The 19,200-nt window shown below is 66.1% G+C and carries 19 protein-coding genes; 9 read left to right on the forward strand and 10 right to left on the reverse strand.

What is annotated here, in order from left to right; translation table 11 throughout:
- Positions 1-301: 301 nt before the first annotated feature.
- The gene (locus tag EKH49_RS02070; protein WP_083586724.1) at positions 302-856 is read right to left on the reverse strand and encodes a type 1 glutamine amidotransferase domain-containing protein; all 555 of its coding nucleotides are present in this window, start codon (positions 854-856) and stop codon (positions 302-304) included.
- Between the two features lie 131 nt (positions 857-987).
- A complete protein-coding gene (locus EKH49_RS17030) occupies positions 988-1,122 on the reverse strand; it encodes a hypothetical protein (protein ID WP_256370181.1) in 135 nt (44 codons plus the stop codon).
- Between the two features lie 42 nt (positions 1,123-1,164).
- Between EKH49_RS17030 and EKH49_RS02075 the strand changes: the two genes are divergently transcribed.
- Positions 1,165-1,971, forward strand: coding sequence for a Na+/H+ antiporter NhaA (locus EKH49_RS02075; protein ID WP_236640983.1), 807 nt, complete (start codon positions 1,165-1,167; stop codon positions 1,969-1,971).
- Between the two features lie 51 nt (positions 1,972-2,022).
- On the opposite strand, the gene pstS is transcribed toward EKH49_RS02075, so the two are convergent.
- Positions 2,023-3,165 (reverse strand): phosphate ABC transporter substrate-binding protein PstS, encoded by a 1,143-nt coding sequence (gene pstS, locus EKH49_RS02080; protein WP_236640984.1) that lies wholly within the window; start codon positions 3,163-3,165, stop codon positions 2,023-2,025.
- Between the two features lie 179 nt (positions 3,166-3,344).
- Between pstS and EKH49_RS02085 the strand changes: the two genes are divergently transcribed.
- Genes EKH49_RS02085 through EKH49_RS02100 form a run of 4 tightly spaced genes read left to right on the forward strand, consistent with a single transcriptional unit; the run spans position 3,345 to position 8,115 of the window.
- Complete coding sequence (locus EKH49_RS02085; RefSeq protein WP_128469480.1) at positions 3,345-4,061, forward strand: ATP-binding cassette domain-containing protein; 717 nt, start codon at positions 3,345-3,347, stop codon at positions 4,059-4,061.
- Positions 4,058-4,732: an ATP-binding cassette domain-containing protein gene (locus tag EKH49_RS02090; RefSeq protein ID WP_128469481.1), complete on the forward strand. Its 675-nt coding sequence runs from the start codon at positions 4,058-4,060 to the stop codon at positions 4,730-4,732. The genes EKH49_RS02085 and EKH49_RS02090 overlap by 4 nt, the downstream gene beginning before the upstream one ends.
- 42 nt (positions 4,733-4,774) lie before the next feature.
- Positions 4,775-6,295 (forward strand): ABC transporter substrate-binding protein, encoded by a 1,521-nt coding sequence (locus EKH49_RS02095; protein WP_128469482.1) that lies wholly within the window; start codon positions 4,775-4,777, stop codon positions 6,293-6,295.
- A 14-nt stretch (positions 6,296-6,309) separates the two neighbouring features.
- Positions 6,310-8,115, forward strand: coding sequence for an ABC transporter permease subunit (locus EKH49_RS02100; RefSeq protein ID WP_128469483.1), 1,806 nt, complete (start codon positions 6,310-6,312; stop codon positions 8,113-8,115).
- A 9-nt stretch (positions 8,116-8,124) separates the two neighbouring features.
- Here the strand turns inward: EKH49_RS02100 and EKH49_RS02105 are convergent, their stop codons facing one another.
- The 3 genes from EKH49_RS02105 to arsB are packed head-to-tail and all read right to left on the reverse strand — an operon-like array spanning position 8,125 to position 11,084.
- Positions 8,125-9,561: an FAD-dependent oxidoreductase gene (locus EKH49_RS02105; RefSeq protein WP_128469484.1), complete on the reverse strand. Its 1,437-nt coding sequence runs from the start codon at positions 9,559-9,561 to the stop codon at positions 8,125-8,127.
- 42 nt (positions 9,562-9,603) lie between these two features.
- Positions 9,604-10,017: an arsenate reductase ArsC gene (locus EKH49_RS02110; protein ID WP_128469485.1), complete on the reverse strand. Its 414-nt coding sequence runs from the start codon at positions 10,015-10,017 to the stop codon at positions 9,604-9,606.
- Positions 10,018-10,028: 11 nt separating this feature from the next.
- Entirely contained in the window at positions 10,029-11,084 is a 1,056-nt protein-coding gene (arsB, locus tag EKH49_RS02115; protein ID WP_269088412.1) for an ACR3 family arsenite efflux transporter, read from the reverse strand.
- Between the two features lie 156 nt (positions 11,085-11,240).
- On the opposite strand from arsB, the gene EKH49_RS02120 reads away from it, so the two are divergent.
- Positions 11,241-11,615 carry an ArsR/SmtB family transcription factor gene (locus EKH49_RS02120; RefSeq protein ID WP_128469487.1) on the forward strand — a complete coding sequence of 125 codons (375 nt, stop codon included), beginning with the start codon at positions 11,241-11,243 and terminating at the stop codon, positions 11,613-11,615.
- 45 nt (positions 11,616-11,660) lie between these two features.
- On the opposite strand, the gene EKH49_RS02125 is transcribed toward EKH49_RS02120, so the two are convergent.
- Positions 11,661-11,876, reverse strand: coding sequence for a CDGSH iron-sulfur domain-containing protein (locus EKH49_RS02125; RefSeq protein ID WP_128469488.1), 216 nt, complete (start codon positions 11,874-11,876; stop codon positions 11,661-11,663).
- The gene (locus EKH49_RS02130) at positions 11,873-12,919 is read right to left on the reverse strand and encodes an iron-containing redox enzyme family protein (RefSeq protein ID WP_201739538.1); all 1,047 of its coding nucleotides are present in this window, start codon (positions 12,917-12,919) and stop codon (positions 11,873-11,875) included. Before EKH49_RS02130 ends, EKH49_RS02125 begins: the two co-directional genes overlap by 4 nt.
- A gap of 331 nt (positions 12,920-13,250) precedes the next feature.
- On the opposite strand from EKH49_RS02130, the gene EKH49_RS02135 reads away from it, so the two are divergent.
- Both EKH49_RS02135 and EKH49_RS02140 read left to right on the forward strand, forming a co-directional pair.
- A complete protein-coding gene (locus tag EKH49_RS02135; protein WP_236640985.1) occupies positions 13,251-13,685 on the forward strand; it encodes a hypothetical protein in 435 nt (144 codons plus the stop codon).
- Between the two features lie 229 nt (positions 13,686-13,914).
- The gene (locus tag EKH49_RS02140) at positions 13,915-15,135 is read left to right on the forward strand and encodes an MFS transporter (RefSeq protein WP_236640986.1); all 1,221 of its coding nucleotides are present in this window, start codon (positions 13,915-13,917) and stop codon (positions 15,133-15,135) included.
- An 88-nt stretch (positions 15,136-15,223) separates the two neighbouring features.
- Here the strand turns inward: EKH49_RS02140 and EKH49_RS02145 are convergent, their stop codons facing one another.
- Together EKH49_RS02145 and EKH49_RS02150 are read right to left on the reverse strand one after the other, a co-directional pair.
- Positions 15,224-16,267 (reverse strand): hemolysin family protein, encoded by a 1,044-nt coding sequence (locus EKH49_RS02145; protein WP_128469490.1) that lies wholly within the window; start codon positions 16,265-16,267, stop codon positions 15,224-15,226.
- Positions 16,264-17,610, reverse strand: a complete 1,347-nt coding sequence (locus tag EKH49_RS02150) for a hemolysin family protein (protein WP_128469491.1) — start codon at positions 17,608-17,610, stop codon at positions 16,264-16,266. Before EKH49_RS02150 ends, EKH49_RS02145 begins: the two co-directional genes overlap by 4 nt.
- 351 nt (positions 17,611-17,961) lie before the next feature.
- Here EKH49_RS02150 and EKH49_RS02155 point away from each other — a divergent pair, with 351 nt between their 5' ends.
- Positions 17,962-19,194, forward strand: a complete 1,233-nt coding sequence (locus EKH49_RS02155; protein WP_128469492.1) for a glutaminase — start codon at positions 17,962-17,964, stop codon at positions 19,192-19,194.
- Positions 19,195-19,200: the final 6 nt, after the last annotated feature.

Raw genomic sequence — 19,200 nt, forward strand, 5'->3', positions numbered from 1 at the left:
AATGCAGTTCATGGCAAAGCCCTCAGCGCCTTCGCTACACGCAACGGTTCGAAAAGCCGAGACCGCCAGACACCGGGAATCCCAGGAATCCAGACGAGTTCGCTGTCGCAGGATTTCCAGCAGGCGCAGCGGAACTCACCCGCTGTTTGCGGGAGGATTTCAATACTCAGCTCTTCCTCGACGGCGGTTCCGTGCCCTTGGATCACCAAGGACTTGGATGCCGGGCTCTGGTCTCAGCACAGCCAAGCCGCCGTCCGGAAAGCTGGCTCGTACGGCGGCTGGACCGGCTGTCCGCCAACTGCTAGGAGCTGAGCTCCTCGGCAATGGCACTGCTGAACGCGTCAAGGTCGTCCGGATTACGCGAGGTAATGAGCACGTAGCCGTTCGCCGGGCAGCGGAAAACCTGTTCGTCCTTCCAGGTGCCGCCGGCATTGACCACATCGGTCTTGATCGAGGTGTACGAGGTCAAGGTCTTGTCCTTGGCCAATCCGGTTTCCACCAGCAGCCATGGCCCATGGCAGATGGAAGCGATCGGCCGGCCCGAACCGGCAAAGGACTTGGCAATGCGCTGGGCGTCGGCGTCCAAGCGGAGGTTGTCGGCATTCAGCGTTCCGCCGGGGATCAGCAGCAGGTCGAAATCCTGCTCGTCCACTGCCGCCAGTGCTTCGCTGGCTTCGAAGACCTCTCCCAGATCCCAATCCCCAACCAGCGACTTGACCTGGCCGGCCTCCGGGGCCGCGATCACCACCTCAGCACCGGCTTGGCGCAAGTGCTCCACTGGCTTCTTCAGCTCATCCTGCTCGACTCCGCGGTTGGAAACTGCCGCAAGGACTTTCTTGCCTGCTAGATCTGGCATATTCATGCTCCTTTCATCGACCACTGCCCACTGTGCTTTGCGCAACCAACGAAGGCAAGCCGCACTCAGGAAGCATCAAGCTGCCGGCTGCGAATGGGGGGACATTGCCTGCTGCGCAGGGCATAGGATGCTCAGGCGTTGGCCGGCTGGCCCTGCTCCTCGGCCAGGGCTTTGGCCTCCTTCTTCTCGCAAATGTGCTTGATGCCGGTGAATGCCAGGGCCAGCACGAGGATGGTGTAGAGGATGACCGTGATGGAGCTGTCCACCAGAATTCCAGCATCGCCTTCGCCATCGCGGTCATCGTGCTAGTGGGCAAGTCCCTGCCCCCGGCCCTGCGCACATTCCTGCTCACCCTCGCGGTGGTCGATGACCTGCTGGCCATTTCCATCATCGCCATCTTCTACACCGAGGACCTGTCCTGGCTGCCGCTGCTCCTCGCACTGCTTCCGCTAGCCGCGTTTGCCGCAGCCGTGCAGGGCGGTGTCCGTGCCTGGTGGATCCTCATCCCGCTCGGGGTAGCCGCCTGGGCGTTGGTGCATGCCTCGGGAATCCATGCCACGGTGGCCGGCGTGCTGCTGGGCTTCATGGTTCTGGTGGTTGCTACCCAGCGAGCCCATGTCCGTGCCGGCACCACCGAGCAGGGCGAAGCGATCCACGAGGGCTTGGCCGCCCGCTTCGCAGATCGCTGGTCAGTTCCAGCATCCGTTCCCGTCATTTCGGTGTTCGCGTTCTTCGCTGCGGGAGTTCCGGTCGGGGGCTTGGCCGGATTAGACGGGTCGCTGTTGAGCCCGGTCGCTCTGGGCATCAGTGCCGGATTAGTCCTGGGCAAATCGATAGGCATCACAGCCGCCACCTTCCTGGTAACCAGGATTCCCGGTATCAAGCTCGATAGCAGCATCAATTGGCCTGATGTGCTCGGCTTGTCCTTCGTGGCGGGCATCGGCTTCACTGTCTCACTGCTGGTCGGCGAGCTGGCCTTCGGCCAGGGCGGAGCAGAAGCACAGCAGGTGAAGGTCGGGGTGCTGTGCGGCTCACTGCTGGCCGCATTCATTGGCGCGATGCTCCTCGGGGCGCGAAATCGCCTGTACCGAGCGGCAGCAACCTGGCGCGCGTAGCAAGGCTTGCTGCATCCGCACCTCGGCCGGATGCAGCGGGGTCCGCCGGATTCAGGAGCGCACAGTGATCGAGTCGATGGCGTCGCGGGCTTCCTTTGCCAGTTGCTGTGGCATGGGCGCGCTCTTGGCCGAGTCGGCCGCCGTCTTCTGCCCCTGATCACTGACCACGTACTGCCCGAAGGTCTTGACCAGTTCCACGGTCTGCGGATCCTCATAACCACTGCAGAACAGCAGGTAGGAGACCAGCACCATCGGGTACGCGCCTTCGGCGGTGGTCTTCCGGTCAAGTTCCAGGGCGATATCGTGCTCCCCGCGTCCTTCGACACGCTCGGATTCGGCCACGGCCTTGGCTGCGGCTTCCCCGCTGACAGCCACGAATTCATCTCCGACCTTCAGCTTCACCTTGCCCAGCGACTGATCCACCAGCGAATCGTCGGCGTAGGCGACCGCTCCGACAGCGCGGGTCACGGTGGTCACCACACCGGCATTGCCCTGGGCTTTCTCCAGGCCAGTGGCATCCGGCCAGCCGCCATCGGGCTCATGGGTCCATACCTCGGGAACCACGCTATGCAGGTATTCGGTGAAATTCTCCGTGGTGCCGGAGTCATCGGCACGGGCCACCCCGGTTACCGGGATGTCGGGCAGCTGAACCTCGGGGTTCAGCTTGGCGATGGCAGGGTCCTGCCAGGAACGGATCTCGCCGGAGAAGATCCGGGCGATCGTTTCGGCATCCATATTCAATTCCTTGATGCCCGGCAGGTTGAAGGCGATGCTGATCGGGGAAATATACGCCGGAATATTGATCGCGCCCTGCGGCCCGCAGGTTTCGATGGAACGCTGGACTTCCTCGTCCTTCAGATACGCGTCGGATCCGGCGAACTCGGTACCGCCAGCCAGCAGTCCTGCGCGTCCGGCGCCGGATCCCACCGAAGCGTATTGCACCTGAACCTTGGGGTGCAGGGTGGAGAATTCAGTGCTCCAGGCATTCATGGCTGAGTTCTGCGCGGTGGATCCGCCGCCGGTCAGTGTGCCTTCCAGGTTGGAGGTATTCGCTTCGGCGGCCTTGCGCTGTTCTTCGCCCAACGGATAATCCGAACCGCAGCCCGAGAGCAGCAGGGCCAGGCCTAGGCTGGAAGCGGTGATTGCTCCTGCCCAGCGGGCAAGTGAATGAGGGGCAAAGCGGGTGGGGCGCACAACAGCTCCTGGATTATCGGGGTGCGTTTCAACTAGTTCGTAAACTCCAGTCAAACATCTTTCCAACATTTTTGCGCTTCTCAAACCCGTCGGCACCTATCCCACCGCATTCCCAGCCGCTTACGCCGGTTCGGGTGATTTGCCTCGCCCCAAAAGCTTAAGTGATAATGATTCTCATTATGACTTATGTGAATTCCCCATCGGCCGGCCAGCCTGGCGCCCAGCAGCCGCCTGCTCCGGTGTTCCGCCTGCGCAACGCACGCCTGGAACTGCCCGCGGAGAACCGCGCACTGCTGGAAATCCAGGAGTTCACGCTTCTTCCCGGCGAGCGCGTGGTCATCACCGGCCCCTCGGGTGCTGGCAAGTCGCTGCTGCTGTCCATGATCACTGGGCACTGGGCACCCGGATTGGAATTCTCCGGCACCCGCATTGCCGGGTCGCCCCGCATTGGATGCATACCGCAACGCGGCCAAGATGCCCTGCACCCGCTGCTGCCGCTGGGACGGCAGCTGCGCAAGGCCACCGGCGCCAGCGCGCAGCAGGTTGCCAGCACGCTGGACGCCGTGGGACTTGGTGATCCGTCATTGCTCGCACGGCGTCCCGCTGAATTATCCGGAGGGCAGGCGCAACGCGCCGCCATAGCGCTGGCAGTGCTCAGCGAGGCCCCGGTGATCATTGCCGACGAACCAACCAGCGCACTTGATGACCGCTCCCGCGATCTGGTCCTCGACCTGCTGGGTACGGTCCTGGATGAACGGCAGGCACTGATGCTGTCCACCCATGACGAGGCCGCAGCCCGGGCACTGGCCACCCGGCACCTCGTTCTGGACTCCGGAAAGATCGCCAGTGCCAGTCGCAGCACCGCCGCACCGCGCGGGGAACGAGTTCCAGCTTGAGCATCCCCGCACTGGAAGCATCCAACCTCAGCGCACGGCGCGGGCACGGCGAAGCCCGCCGGCTGGTCCTGGATCCCATTGGATTCACGCTGGCCCGGGGCGAAGCCGTGGCCATCACCGGCCCATCAGGCGCCGGCAAATCCACTCTGGCCAACATCGTGCTGGGCCTGGGGCTGCCGGACTCCGGGGAGATCCGGGTGCTGGGCGAGCCGTGGAGCACACCGAAACGCAGCCATGCGGCGGCACGCCGCCGGCTGGTCCAGGGCGTGCCGCAGGATCCCGCCGCCGCCTTCGTGCCGCGCTGGAGCATCCGCACGTCGCTGCAGCACGCCATCACCCGGCTGCTCCCCTCCGCCCACCCGGCAACGCTCATTGCCCAGGCCGCCGAGCTGGCCCAGTTCCACCCCGGGCTGCTGGACCGCCGCCCGCATCAGCTCTCCGGCGGGCAGCTGCAGCGGGCCGCGCTGGCCCGCGCCGTGGCAGTGAAGCCGTGCGTGCTCGTGGCTGATGAACCGACCAGCGCCCTGGATCCTGGCACCGCCCAGGCCGTTGCCGGCCAGCTGCTCTCCACCGCCGCAGCTTCAGGCATTGCCCTGCTGCTGATCACCCATGACCCGCAGCTGGCAGCACGCTGCGCGCGCACCATCAGCATCCAACCGCCTGCCCAATAAGCCACCTGACCGCTCCCCCTATCACCCAAGGACACCGCACCCATGAATCGACTCCGCAAGAAAACACTGGCCTTGCTCGCCATCCCGCTGGCCGGAACGCTGGCCCTCAGTGGCTGCTTCTCCGCGGCGGCCGAGCAGGCCGGCAGCACCGGCCGCATCTCCGTGGCCCACATGCAGCCTCCCCGCTCCGGGCTCAGCCCGCTCAGCGATGACGCGTTTAAGCTCTCGCGCTGGTCCACCGCCGAAACCCTGGTCACCCTCGATGAGTCCGGGGATGCGCAGCCGGCCTTGGCGACCAGCTGGGAACGCATCGATGACCTGGTCTGGGAATTCACCATCCGGAAGGGCGTCACGTTCCATAACGGGCAGCCACTGGGTGCCACTTCGGTGGCGAACTCCCTGCAGCGGGCCATCGATTCCACCCCGGTGCCGCGCATCCTGAACGGCACCGCGCTGGACGTGGAGGTGCTCGGGGAGCACGGGCTGCGGATCACCACCGCGGATCCCGACCCGCTGCTGCCCCAGCGGCTCTCCAGCCCGCAGCTGGCCATCTTCGCGCCCGAGGCCTACACCGACAGCGGGGTTGACCCGGCAGGCCACGGCACCGGCCCGTTCCAGATCACGGCAGTGGACGGGATGTCCGGGGCCACGCTGGACCGCTACGAGGATTATTGGGGCGACAAGGCCGAGGCTGCCGGCATCGACGTGAAGTTCGTGCCCGATGGCACCGCGCGCACCGCCGCGCTGCGCACCGGGGAAGCGGATATCGTCGAGGCCATCCCGGCCGGCCAGGCCGCCTCGGTGGACCAGGAGCTGCTCACCGAAGTGCCCATGCCGCGCACCAATACGCTGTACCTGAACACCGCCAAGGGTCCCTTCGCCGACCCGGCGGTGCGCGCCGCGGCCCGGGAGGCCATTGACCGGGCCGCCATCATCCAGTCCGTGTACGAGACCCGGGCGGACCTCGCCGACGGCCTGCTCGGCCCGGCCCTGCCCTACGCCGCCGGGCTGCGCGAAACGGATGAGTACCGGCAGCTGCTGTCCCAGCGCGCCGAACCCGCGAAGGTCCAGGACGTGGAAATCACCCTGGGAACCTTCACCGACCGCGCCGAACTGCCGGAGGTCGCGGTGATCCTCCAGCAGCAGCTGGAAGCCGCCGGATTCATCGTGAAGCAGAATGTGCGCGAGTACCAGTACATCGAAGCCGACGCGCTGGACGGGGCCTTCGATGCCTTCATCCTCTCCCGCGCCACCGTGCTCGATTCCGGGGACCCGGTGGCGTACTTCGCCTCGGACTTCACCTGCGAGGGCGGCTTCGCCATCGCCCAGCTCTGCGACAAGGACGTGGAGCAAGCCATCGACCGGGCCGCGCAAACCGATGCCGGGGAGCAGCGCCAGCAGCAGATCATGCTCGCCGAGGCCCGCATCCTGGGCACCGACGCGGCCATCCCGCTGCTGCACGAACGGGTGATCCAGGGCGAGAGCCCTGCCGTGCACGGCGCCGCGAAGGATCCGCGCGAACGCGAGCTGGTCACCGCGCAGACCCGCCTGGGCAGCGAGTAGGGGCCGGGCTGCCGATGAACTGGTTCTCCCGCCACTGGCGGCGCGGCGCCTGGGCGTCCTTCGCCTCCTGCCTGCTCAGCGCGCTGGCGCTGCTGCTGGTGGCCGGCGCCCTGCCCTGGCTTTCGCGCACCGATCCGGCCGCGGCGGTGCTCCGTGCCCGCTATGCCGAACTGGAACCCACCGCACAGGCGCTGGCCGCCGTGCGCGCGCAGCTGGGCCTTGACCGCGGACCGCTGGCCACCAGCTGGCACTGGTGGTCCGGGGTGCTGCACGGGGATCTGGGCAGCTCCTGGGTCAGCGGGGCGCCGATCGCACCCGGAGCCTGGCGGGCCCTGTCGGTCTCCGCCACGCTCACCGCCTTCGCCGTCCTGGTGGCGCTGGCTGTGGCCTTTGCCCTGGTGCTGCCGGCGGCGTTGCGCGTGCTGCGCAACCAGCGGCAGTCCGGGTCCGGTCCGCTGGGCGTGGCGCTGACCTCCTTGCCGGAATTCCTGCTGGCCAGCATGCTGCTGGTGCTGGTAGCGGTGCAGCTGCAATGGCTTCCGCCCTATGGGTGGACCGGGCTGGACACCGCTATCCTGCCCGCGCTGGCGCTGGGCATCCCGGCTGGCGGGTTGCTGGGCCGGCTGCTGGCAGATGCCATTGCCGCGGTGGCCGGCGAACGCTGGGTCAGGATCTGGCACCTTGCTGGGGCGCCGGCGCCGGCCATCCTTTCCGGGGTGCTGCGCCGGGCCGCGGCCGCGGTCATCGACCAGCTTGGCCTGGCGTTCATCGGATTGCTCGGCGGCGCGGTGGCCATGGAGCAGGTCTTCGCAATCCCCGGGCTCGGCCGCTACCTGCTCGGGGCCGCCAATGCGCAGGACATTCCCGCGTTGCAGGCCGGCCTGCTGCTGATGGCGGCCTCGGCCGTGCTGATCGGGGCGCTCACCGCGGCAGCTCGGCGCGCGCTGCGCGGAGGCGCCCTGCCGCCCGGGTCGCTGCCTGCCCCGCCCGAGGCCCGCGGCACCGGCAGGATCCAGCGCTGGACCGCGGGGATCACCTGCGCCGCGCTGCTGGCCATCCTGGCTTCCGGGTTGTCGCGCGATCCCTATGCCATTGCATTCCGGCGGCTGCAGGCCCCGGAACCGGGCCTGCCTTTCGGCGCGGATGCCAGCGGCAGGGATCTGCTGGCACGGGTAGCCCACGGAACCCTGGGCACGGTGGGCCCGGCACTGCTGATCGTGGCCGGCGCGATCCTGATCGGCCTGCTGCTGGCGGCGGCCGGCGAGATCTCGCGCGGGCCGGCGGTAATTGCCAATGCGACGCCGCCGATTCTTGCCGGGGTGGTCATCGCGGCCCTGATGGGCCCGTCGGTGGGCGGTGCCGCGCTGGCCGTGCTCTGGGTGAGCTGGCCTCCGCTGGCCACCCATGCGGCCTCGCTGCTTGATGAGGCGCGGGCCATGCCGCATATCCGCTGGCTTCCGCTCTCGGGGGTGCCGCGGAGCAGGATCTGGATCCAGCATTTGCTGCCGGCGGTGATTCCCGCATTGCTGCGGCACGGGATGCTGCGGCTGCCCGGGGTGGCTTTGGCCTTGGCTGCCCTGGGATTCCTCGGGCTCGGGGCGCAGCCGCCCACCCCGGAGTGGGGGCTGCTGCTGGCCGAAGGCATCGGCTATGTCGAGCGGGCTCCGTTCACAGCCATCGCCCCGGCTGCCGCACTGGTGCTGACCTCCGTGTGCGCGGTGGCGCTCGCAGGGATTCCGGCGCCGCGGCGTGCCGGTTCCCGCGGCCCTTCGAAGAAGCTGGAGGCGCAGTCCGGGAGCTCCCAAGTGCCGGTGAGCTGAACGGCGGGACTACCGTCCCGCCGCCAGTTCGCTATTGCCGTGCAGCGTTCCGGTGGACAGCCCAAGGCTCACCGGCTGCGGCGAACTGCAGCAGCCGCTGGATTCGGCAGGCTCGGTCGATTCGGTTCCGCAGGAGTTTTCGCTGGCCGGAGCGTCGTAGGAGCCGCCCAGGTCCGTTGAGCAAACACCTGTTTCCGGCAGCTCCAGCTCCACCCGGCCGGCCGCCTCCGCATCTCCGGAGAGGGCGGCGGCAATGGAGCGCACCTGCTCGTAGCCGGTAGCCATCAAGAACGTCGGGGCCCGCCCATAGCTCTTCATGCCAACGATGTAGAAGTCCTTTTCCGGGTGCGCCAGTTCCTTGGCGCCGTGCGCGCTGACCGTTCCGCAGCTGTGGAACTCCGGATCGATCAAGGGACCGAGCTGGCGCGGAGCCTCGACGCATTCGTCCAGCTCCAGGCGCAGTTCGGAAAGCATCTGCAGATCCGGGCGGAAACCGGTGGCGGCGATAATGCGGTCAACGGCCAGCTCGCGTCCATCAGCCAGCACGACTGCCAGCTGCTCCCCTGCGTTCATCGACGCGACGGAGACATTCTCCAGCAGTTCCACGTGGCCGTTTTCCACCAGCCGGCGCAGCGAGGTGCCCAGCTGGCCCCGGGCCGGAAGCTGGTCGGCGGCTCCACCGCCGTAGAGCCGGATCGGGTTGGCTTCCCCGCGCAGGCCCCAGCGGATCCGGGTATCAGGGTACTGCTTCTGCAACCGGCCCAGGGCGATGATGGTGTTCGCCGCCGAATGCCCAGCGCCGAGCACCAGCAGGTCCTTCCCTGCCAGCTCGTTCTCATCGGCGCCCAGCGGATCGGGAAGCCCGCCGGTGATGAAGCCCTGCTCACGCGCTTCGGCTTCGCCGATTGCCTCGATGCCGCCACGGCCTACCGGGCTTGGCTGGTTCCAGGTTCCGCTAGCGTCAACTACGGCGCGGCCGAGCAGATCCACCAGGCCGCCAGGGGTTTCGGTGCGCACCAGAAACGGCGCGTCGTCGCGGTTCGCGGTGCGGGCCTTGTCGGCTCCGCGGCCGTCGGGCAGCACGCGGCTGATCTTCACCACGCGGTGGCCGTAGCGGATGCGTGGCGCCAGTTCCGGGTGGGCTGCCAGCGGCTGCAGGTACTCGCTGACCAGTTCCGCACCGGTGGGCAGCTTGGTGATACGCGGCGCTTCCCAATCCCCGGCATATCCTTCGCTGGGGGTTTCCAGCAGTCGTCGGGAAGCGGCATCGATATTGAAGCGCCATGGGGAGAAGAGCTTGATATGGGACCACTGGGCAATGGCGGCACCGGCGCTGTCCCCGGCTTCCAGGACGAGCACGTCCTGCCCGCGCTCGCGCAGGTGGGCTGCGGTGGCCAGCCCGATGGGACCGGCGCCAATGACGATCACTGGAAGGTTCTGGTTCATGGATTTCTCCTTGGCTGCTGGTTTCCGGGTGGCGGGTGCTGTTTAGCTGGCTGGCAGCAGTTCGGCGATGAGCTGCTCTATCCGGGTACGGATTTCATCGCGGATCGGGCGCACGCCGTCGATGCCCTGGCCTGCAGGGTCCTCCAGCTTCCAGTCCTCATAGCGCTTGCCCGGGAAGAATGGGCAGGCGTCCCCGCAGCCCATGGTGATCACCACATCGGAGTCCTGCACCGCTTCGGTGGTCAGCACCTTGGGAATTTCCGCCGACATGTCGATGCCGACTTCCTTCATGGCCTCGACCGCCGCCGGGTTGACCGAATCAGCGGGAGCCGAGCCGGCCGAGCGGACCTCGATCCGCCCTCCGGAAAGGTGGGAGAGGAAGGCCGCGGCCATCTGGGAACGTCCGGCGTTGTGCACGCAGACAAAGAGAACTGAAGGCTTCTCGGTTGCAGTCATGGTTATTTTCCTCAGGCAGAAGTTGTGACGGTGCTGGATGAAGGGAAGAATTTCCGGGCCCACAGGGCGACATAGACCAAGGCGACCAGGATCGGCACCTCGATCAGCGGGCCGACCACCCCGGCCAGGGCCTGTCCGCTGGTGGCTCCGAAGGTCGCGATGGCCACCGCAATGGCCAGCTCGAAGTTGTTCCCGGCCGCGGTGAAGGCCAAGGTGGTGGTGCGCGGGTAGCCCAGCTTCAGCCAGTGGCCAATGAGCATGCCGGCGCCGAAGACCACCACGAAGTAGACCAGCAGCGGGATCGCCATGCGCAGCACATCCAGCGGCTTGGAGATGATGTTGTCCCCCTGCAGCGCGAAGAGCAGGACAATGGTGAACAGCAATCCGTACAGCGTCCACGGGCCGATCTTCGGCAGGAATTTGCCCTCGTACCAGTCGCGGCCCTTGGCCTTTTCGCCCAGCGTGCGGGTCAGGTAGCCGGCCACCAGCGGGATGCCCAGGAAGACCAGCACCGAGGCGGTGATCGCGGCAATGGAGAATTGCGCGCTGGTGGTTTCCAGTCCCAGCCAGGAAGGCAGCACCTGCAGGTAGAACCAGCCCAGGGCACCGAAGGCGATGACCTGGAATACCGAGTTGATGGCCACCAGCACGGCGGCCGCTTCGCGGTCCCCGCAGGCCAGGTCATTCCAGATGAACACCATGGCGATGCAGCGGGCCAGCCCCACGATGATCAGCCCGGTGCGGTATTCCGGCAGGTCGGCCAGGAAGATCCAGGCCAGCACGAACATGAATGCCGGGGCGAGGATCCAGTTGATCACCAGCGAGGTGACCATCAGTTTCTTGTCGGCCAGCACGCGGCCGGTTTCGTTGTAGCGCACCTTGGCCAGCACCGGGTACATCATGACCAGCAGGCCGATGGCGATGGGCACCGACACCCCGGCCACGGTGAAGCGGTCCAGCAAGGCGCCGAGCTGCGGGAAGATGCGGCCCAGGCCCAGGCCGACGGCCATGGCGAGCAGGATCCACAAGGCCAGGTAGCGGTCCAGGAAGGAAAGTTTGGCCGCCACGGGGGCCGTGTCTAGCGCAGGGGCAGGTGCCACTGAATCATCACTCCAAGAATAGACATCGACGATTATCGATGTTTTGAGTATGATGAAACATATCGACGTTTGTCAATCTCTGGCGCCGGCCAAGACGCCAAGACAAGAAAAGAGCCGAGGTCCATGAGCACAGCCACCGCGAATCCTGCCGACGGCACCTGCACCGCGCCGGCTGCCGATGCCTGCTGCGTGCCATCCCCCGGGGAGGCAATCCTGAGCGCCGAGGAAGCCGAACTGCTGGCACTGCGATTCAAGGCGCTGAGCGACCCCAACCGCCTGCGCATCCTGTCCATCGTCTCCAGCAGCGTGTCTGCCGAAACCTGCGTCTGCGACCTGCCCGAGCCGCTGGGCCTCAAGCAGCCCACCGTCTCGCACCATTTGAAGATTCTGGTGGATGCCGGGATCCTGCACCGCGAGAAGCGCGGGGTCTGGGCCTACTTCTCCGTGGTCCCCGGCGCCTTGGAATCCCTGGGCGCCAGCTTGGCGCCTAAGCCCTAGGCGGGTTTGCCACGCGGCCCTTGCTTGCAGGCACAGGCGAGTGCCCTATTTCGGGCGCTCGAACTTCATGAGCTTGTGCGTGCCATCGCAAAAGGGCTTGATGGCGGAGCCCCCGCAGCGGCATAGCGCTACGGGCCCTTGCCGGGCTTCGATGGATTGCCCTTCGGCATCGACGATTTCAAAATCTCCCCTGAGCAGCAAGGGTCCCTGCGGGCACACTGTAATGGTGGCCGCTTCCGAGGCGCGGTTCCCGCCGCTCATGCGACTGCCCCAGCTCCGACCTCGGCCTCGGCCCCGGCAAGCAACGCCGATCTGCCAGCTTCCCACGCGTCTAGATACTGTTCGCCGGCCAACGCATCAACGGCCGCCGCGGCTTGGGCTCCGAACAGTATGTCGGGGACCAGCTCCGGTTCGTCTTCAGCCAGTCCCCCGGCCAGGTCGCGGCCAGCGATCTGCTCATGGACCGCATCAGCTTCCACATGCTCATCGAAGTAATCGGTGACCGCGGATTCATAGCCCAGGCGCCGGAAGCCGCGGGCATAAGCCGCCTGGGGTATCGAGGAAGTCATCTCGTACAGCGCCAGGTGGCCAGTGATGGCTCCCCGATGGCGCCGGTGCATGCCGAAGAGCGAAATCATGTTGACCGCAGCCAGCGTCACCGCCGGAATGCGGTCGATGTAGGCGCCGAAGTCATCACGCAGGCCGACCCCTCTCATCGTCTGCCTGAACAGCTCGCTATGCATTCGAGGCAGATGCCCATTTCCGTATTCATCGGCCTGGATCTCCACCATTGCAGCTTTTGCACGTCCCTCGAGTTTCGGGATCGCCCAGGTGTGAGGGTCAGCTTCCTTCAGCTGGTAGATCGACTTCAGAATCAAGAATTCGCGTGCCTGGGCGGCATTGGCCTTGCGCTGGATGAATTTCGAGACTGACGGCCCGGCATCACTCGCAGCGAGCGCGAACAGGGCTTGGGCCACCTCGGAGGAGCTGGGTTCCACGCTTGGAACCGGACCTGCAGCCTCGCGAAGCGCTTGCTCGAAAGCCTCCTCGATCTGGGTCCGCAGCGAAATCAGCCCAGGGTTCCATTCCCAGCGATCATCGACGCCTGCGAATCCCCGATAGTGCAGCTCATAGAGCATGAAAAGGCTCAATTGCAGGTCCCCGTCGTCAAGCACATCCGAAGCCGAAGCCAACCGCCCGGTTGCGACCGTTGCCAGGTAGGCTGCGTGTTCTCCCGAGGGGTTGCACAGCAATGCGTTGGCCAGCTCTCGGGACAGGTCTCCGCGTGGTACGGGCAGATGCATGACGCTCCTTCGGTGTCGCTGGTTGCTTAGCCGGCAATAGCGGCTTGAGGATGATCGTGCCAGCATCCCCCGGATATCACCACCATTAGGAGGAAAGGCCAAGGTAAGCCGCCAAGGCAGGCAATCGATTGGACTCCGTCGCCTGGCCGGGTGCGGCTGCGCTCCGCGGAATTCGTGTCGACCTGCTTGGCATGAGGTATCCTCAGAAGAACACTCCACGATGATCACCGAGCGCCAAAGGCGAAACCCGGGGATCCCTCGGCTCAGCGCCACAGGGTTTCGTGGGCGGTCACCTTTCGGAGAGCTGCCATCAGCGGAGGATTATATGAACATGCCCGAACGCCGTATTCGCGCCATGCAACGCGTCGACGAACTTTTGCATTGCCCTGAGGCAAGAACCCTTCTCACCTCGTACGGCTGGTTCGAGGGGACACCGGTGGTATTCGCCCAATACGCTGATCCAGTAGATGAAGTCATGGGCTTCGTATCGGTCCATGGCCGGGCAGTGCTCATGGTTGTCGATGACGGCCAAACCGATGAGCTGCAGCTATGGCACATCACGGTGCCCAGCCCGCTTTTTCCCAAAGTTCCGCCACTGCCAGCGGGAACCACAATCAGCGAACTGTGCAACATGCACCGCACGGAGAAATTGATGCCGTTTCGCGTAGCTTTTTGGTCCCATAGCGCGGCACTGCACGAAATTCCCTGCTTTGTCCGCAACGACAGGCCTGTCCAAGCAACCCGGTCGACGACTGACATCGGCTAGCCCGGCGGGCCAGCCCGGACCGCCATCGGAGCACTCCCCTCCCGCCACGCGCCAGCCTGATTGCTGATTCCGCCCCGGGATACCGGGTCCAGGCCGGAACCGCCCTGCACGGTCATTCCCGTTCAATGACACGAATGCCTTATCGCTGCCCTGCCCGTGCCACAATCCGAAGTGGAAAGTAGCGCCGAGCACCAGTTGGCGCGTCCTATGCGAGGAGGCATCGGCGGCAGTGCAAGCCAAAATGGAACAGGTCCAGCAACGGACCAACGCGGCCTGGGTCATCATCGTGGCCTCCGGTGTGATGGCCGGCCTGCACATCTGGAAGCTCGCCCCCGCGCTGACCGTCATCCAGGACGAACTGGGCTTCTCGCTGATCTTCTCCGGCGTGTTGCTGGGCGTGGTCCAGGTGGCCGGCATGGCCGGCGGCTTGGCCGTTTCCCTGCTTTCGGAAGTCATCTCCCAGCGCCGCACGTTGATCCTCGGCTTGCTGCTGCTGGTGCTGGGCAGCACGCTGGGCGCCTTGTCCCCCAGCGCGCCGCTGCTGCTGGCCACCCGCATCCTGGAAGGCGCGGGTGTCATCATGGCCACCGTCATGGGGCCCGGACTCGTGCGCCTGCATGCCCCGATCAGGAACCTGAACATGGCCGTGGGGTGGTGGGCCGCCTACATGGGCATGGCCACCTTCATCGGCGTCTTCTCCACCGCACTGGTGCTCCAGCACCTGTCTTGGCACCTGTGGTGGGGCCTGCTCGCGTTCATCACCCTGTTGCCCATTCCGCTGATACTGAAGTTCGTGGCAGCGGACAGGCCCTCGGGTTCCGCGGCCCTGCGCGAAGCTGCCCGGCGCATTGCCATCACCGCCCGGGCACCGCGCGTGTGGATCAGCGGGCTGATTTTCGGCTGCTATACGGTGCAATGGATGGCAGTAGTGGGGTTCCTGCCCACGATCTACGAGGAATTCGGCCTGGATCCGGTGGCCGGTGGATTGGCCTCAGCCGTGATCGGCGGGCTGAATGCGGTGGGCGCGATCATCTGCGGCGGGCTGCTCCAGCGCGGGGTCAACGGGCGCACCCTGCTGGTTACCGGCTTCGCCCTGATGTCGCTGACCTCCATCCTGACCTTCGCCATCGACTACCCTACGGAGCTGCTGCTGATCCAGATGGTCTGCGTCGGGTTCTTCTCGCTGGCCGGGGCCACCATCCCTACCACCATGACCCGCGTGGTGGTCGACCTGGCACCGCCGGGCGGCTCGGCGCCGGCGTCGATGGGGTTGACCCAGCAGATCTTCAATATCGGCAATTTCACCGGCCCGATGCTGCTGGCCGCCATGGCGACACTGACCGGAGGCTGGAATGCCACCTGGTGGCTGACCACGTTCTTCGCACTGCTCGGGGCGGCGCTGACGCTGGTGCTTTCGCGCCGGAATTCGCCGTTCGCCACAACGCGCTGACGGCCTGAACCAGCAGGGGGCTGGAGGCTGAACGGTTTCCCGTCCTGCCTCCAGCCCCATTTCACTGCTTTCTTTCTGCGTTGCGCCGCTAGTGCGCGCTGCGGTGCTCGTCCCTGATCTGGCCGACCAGCTCGGCGAGCATGTCCTCCAAGGTCACCATGCCGGTGACCTTTCCGGTTCCGCCCTCGCGCACCAGCGCCAAGTGGGCACCGGAGAGCTGCATTTCCTGCAGTGCGGTGCGCACGCTTTGCTGCGGGGCGAAGGACGGCAGCTCGCGGATGCCGCTGGGCTGCAGCGGGCGCTCGCGGGTTTGCGCATCGGCACCCAGCACGTCCTTCACATGCACATAGCCCACTGGAGTGCCATCGGCCTGCACCAGCGGGAAGCGGGAGAAGCCGTGAGCGGCCGCCGACTCGATGCCGGCCACCGTGCAATCCACCGGCAGGGTCTGCACCTCATCGAAGCTGATCGCCACCGACTCGATGCTGCGCGCATCGAAGTGCAGGGCGCCCATCAGCAACTGCTCGTCCTGCTCATCCAGGACACCGCCCTCGCGGGATTCGGCCACCATGGAGGAAACCTCGTCGCGGGTGAACGTGCTGGCCACCTCGTTCTTCGGGGCCACCCCGAAGATCCGCAGGACCAGGTTGCCCATGGCGTTCATCAGCCACAGCACCGGGCGCAGGATCTTCACCAGCACCACCATGCTCGGGCCCAGGATCAGCGCCATGCGTTCCGGACCGGCCAGGGCCATGTTCTTCGGCACCATCTCGGCGAGCACCACGTGCAGGTAGGTCACCACGATCAGCGCAATCGCGTAGGACAGCGCATCGATCATGCCCTCAGGAATCCCGATGGCCTCGAAGGGACCTGCTACCGCGTACTTCACCAGCGGCTTGGTGACGTAGCCCAGTGCCAGCGAGCACACGGTGATGCCCAGCTGGGCGCCGGCCATCACCAGCGAGACGTTCTCGATGGCCCACAGGGTCAGCTTGGCGCTGCGGCTGCCGGCCAGCGCCTTGGGCTCGATGATGCTTCGGCGCGCAGAGATCAGCGCGAACTCGGCGCCGACAAAGTAGAAGTTCGCCGCAAGCAGCAGGACCGTCACAAGAATTCCGATAAGATCGCTCATCGCCCGGCCTCTTCCTCATCAAGTTCGGACACTTCCACGTCAACGATCGCGATCCGCTGCTCATCGGTGGCGTGGATGGTGAATACCAGCTGCTTGTCCGGTCCGCCGGGAACGCCGGGCACCACGAGGGTGACCACGTCGCCGACCTGGCCGAAGCGTCCCAGCTGCACGGTCAGCAATCCGGCCAGGGTCTCATAGTCCGAGTCCTCGGGGATCTGGCAGCCCAGCAGCTCGCTGGCTTCATCCGGGCGCAGCGCCGCATCCAGCCGCCAGGCATTCTCCGAGAGAACCTGGACGCTGGAGTCCTGCGGGTCATGCTCATCGCGCACTTCCCCGACGATCTCTTCCACGAGGTCTTCGAGGGTCAGCATGCCGGCGACGTCGCCGGTCTCGTCGATCAGCACCGCCAGTTGCATGCCGCCGCTGCGCAGCTGGTCCATCAGCTCGTCGAGCTCGATGGTGTCCGGGACCAGCAATGCATCCTGGGCGTAGTCCCCCACCGCGGTGTGCGCGCGCTGCTCGAAAGGCACGGCGAGCAAGGCGCGGATATGCACCAGTCCCAGCACCCGGTGGCCGTCCTCGGCCACCAGCGGGAAGCGCGAATGGCCGGTTTGCGCGGCCAGCTGCAGCACGTCTTCCACGCTCTGCTGCGCGGTCACGGTGGCCATCCGCGAACGGGCGGTCATCACGTCGTGGCCACGGCGGTTGCCGAAGGCCACGGTGCGGCGCAGCATCTCCGCGGTTTCCGAGGGCAGCACGCCTTCGCGGGCGGAGTGCCCCACCAGCGCGACGAGTTCCTCGGCGGAGCGGGTGGAGGCCAGTTCTTCCTGGGGCTCGATGCCGAACCGGCGCACAATCCAGTTGGCGTTGCCGTTGAAGAATGAGAGGAAAGGCTTGGTGACGGTGCTGAAGCCGCGCTGGAAGCCCACCACCGCCTTGGCGGTGGCAAAGGGCTTGGCAATGGCCAGGTTCTTGGGGACCAGCTCGCCGAAGACCATGGTCAGGATCGTGGCCAGCACCAGCGCGATGGCAACGGAGACCGTGCGGGCCAGGGCCGCGTCGAGGCCTGCATCCTGCAGCGGGCCCACCACGAGGGCGGCGATGGCGGGCTCGGCCAGGAAGCCGATGCCGAGGTTGGTCAGGGTGATGCCCAGCTGGGCACCTGAAAGCTGGGTGGACAGGGTGCTCATGCCCTTGAGCACGCCTTGGGCGCGGCGGTCGCCATCGGCGGCGGCCTGCTTGACTTGATTACGGTTAACCGTGATCAACGCGAATTCCGCGGCTACGAAGAGCCCGCATCCGAGAATGAGGAGCACGGCCAAAGCCAGAGAAATCCATTCCATTATCTGCACCCCCTGTCCTTCGAAGCCTGGCCGGCAATCCTGCCGGGCAGAGGGCTGGAACTATGAGATCTACTGTCGCCTGAAGCGTCCATCATTCCCTTCCGATCGGAGTATCTTCCTCCGATCTGCTGTGTTCCAATAATTATCCAGCATGCCGCTGCCCATTTTGCTTGAAAGTTCCATTTGTTTGCCAGATCCCCGGCATCCGCATAGCAATTTCACAAGATGGCGGCGCATCCGACTCCCGGTTCAGCGCAGAGGGCACCGCGCAACCGGCCTCGGACGACTAGATTGGAGTCAGCACCGGCACGGCTGGGGCTGACGTCCGATTCGATCTTGAGGATTGCACCCATGCAGAATCCGATTCCCGATTACCTGCGCGAAGTGCTCGACGCGTTGCGCGATGACACCAGCGGCGAGCGTGCCGGCTACATTCCCGAGCTGGCCGAAGCCAATCCCGACTATTTCGCCTTGGCCGTGACCACCGCCATGGGCAGCACCTACACGGCCGGGGATGCAGGCATCGAGTTCACCATCCAGTCCATCTCCAAGCCCTTCGCCTACGCCGCGGCCATCATGGACCGCGGCCTGGAGCAGGTGCTGGAACGCATCGGGGTGGAACCCTCGGGCGAGGCGTTCAACGAGCTGTCGCTGGAGGCTAGCACAAACCGGCCGAAGAATCCGATGATCAATGCCGGGGCCATCGCCGCCCACGGGCTGCTGGTCGGTGCCGACGCCACCGGCGAGCAGCGGGTCGCCCGGGCGCTTGAGCTGTTCTCGGCACTGGCCGGACGGCAGCTGCGCATCGACGAGGCGGTCTTCAACTCGGAGCTGGGCACCGCCGACCACAACCTGTCCATGGCCCATATGCTGCGCAAGCACGGGATCATTGCCGATGACCCGCATGAGGTGGTGGCCGGCTACACCCGGCAGTGCTCCATTCTGGTCACCGTGGCCGACCTGTCGGCGATGGCCGCCACCCTGGCCAACGGCGGGGTGCAGCCGTGCACGCACGAGCGGATCATGGATGAGGACACGGCCCGGCAGGTCATGTCGGTGATGGCGGTGGCCGGCATGTATGACGGAGCCGGCGACTGGCTGACCCGGGTCGGGATTCCCGCAAAGAGCGGGGTGGCCGGCGGGCTGGTGGGCGTGCTGCCGAACCAGGTGGGCATCGGCGCCTTCTCGCCTCGGCTGGATCCGCACGGCAACAGCCAGCGGTCGCGGCGGGCCTTCGAACGGCTGTCCACGGATATGGGCATGCACCTGCTGGCCCCGAGCCATGGACGGCTCGATGTCATCGATGTGCGGCGCGGGGGCACCCGCGAGACGTTCACCTTGCAGGGCAATGTGCAGTTCACCGCCGCCGCCGAGCTGCTTGACCTGTTCGCCGAATCGGATTTCGACGGGCCGGTGCACGTGGATATCTCCCGGGTGTTCTCCTTCACCGACGTGGCCCGGCGCATGACCCTGGAGGGGCTGCGCCGGCTGCGCAATGACGGGCGCCGGGTGTTCCTGCATGATCCGCTGCAGTCCCTGGCAGATCCGGATCTGGGTGATGGCACCTATCCGGAGACACCCTGAACAGCG

This window comes from Glutamicibacter sp. HZAU (assembly GCF_004100365.1).
Taxonomy (GTDB): Bacteria; Actinomycetota; Actinomycetes; order Actinomycetales; family Micrococcaceae; genus Glutamicibacter; species Glutamicibacter nicotianae.

What these genes read in the sequence shown, in the direction of transcription:
- EKH49_RS02070 (WP_083586724.1), bottom strand. Translation starts at nt 856, where the DNA reads ATGCCAGATCTAGCAGGCAAGAAAGTCCTTGCGGCAGTTTCCAACCGC.
- EKH49_RS02085 (WP_128469480.1), top strand. Translation starts at nt 3,345, where the DNA reads ATGACTTATGTGAATTCCCCATCGGCCGGCCAGCCTGGCGCCCAGCAG.
- EKH49_RS02095 (WP_128469482.1), top strand. Translation starts at nt 4,775, where the DNA reads ATGAATCGACTCCGCAAGAAAACACTGGCCTTGCTCGCCATCCCGCTG.
- EKH49_RS02100 (WP_128469483.1), top strand. Translation starts at nt 6,310, where the DNA reads ATGAACTGGTTCTCCCGCCACTGGCGGCGCGGCGCCTGGGCGTCCTTC.
- EKH49_RS02105 (WP_128469484.1), bottom strand. Translation starts at nt 9,561, where the DNA reads ATGAACCAGAACCTTCCAGTGATCGTCATTGGCGCCGGTCCCATCGGG.
- EKH49_RS02110 (WP_128469485.1), bottom strand. Translation starts at nt 10,017, where the DNA reads ATGACTGCAACCGAGAAGCCTTCAGTTCTCTTTGTCTGCGTGCACAAC.
- EKH49_RS02120 (WP_128469487.1), top strand. Translation starts at nt 11,241, where the DNA reads ATGAGCACAGCCACCGCGAATCCTGCCGACGGCACCTGCACCGCGCCG.
- EKH49_RS02125 (WP_128469488.1), bottom strand. Translation starts at nt 11,876, where the DNA reads ATGAGCGGCGGGAACCGCGCCTCGGAAGCGGCCACCATTACAGTGTGC.
- EKH49_RS02130 (WP_201739538.1), bottom strand. Translation starts at nt 12,919, where the DNA reads ATGCATCTGCCCGTACCACGCGGAGACCTGTCCCGAGAGCTGGCCAAC.
- EKH49_RS02135 (WP_236640985.1), top strand. Translation starts at nt 13,251, where the DNA reads ATGCCCGAACGCCGTATTCGCGCCATGCAACGCGTCGACGAACTTTTG.
- EKH49_RS02145 (WP_128469490.1), bottom strand. Translation starts at nt 16,267, where the DNA reads ATGAGCGATCTTATCGGAATTCTTGTGACGGTCCTGCTGCTTGCGGCG.
- EKH49_RS02150 (WP_128469491.1), bottom strand. Translation starts at nt 17,610, where the DNA reads ATGGAATGGATTTCTCTGGCTTTGGCCGTGCTCCTCATTCTCGGATGC.
- EKH49_RS02155 (WP_128469492.1), top strand. Translation starts at nt 17,962, where the DNA reads ATGCAGAATCCGATTCCCGATTACCTGCGCGAAGTGCTCGACGCGTTG.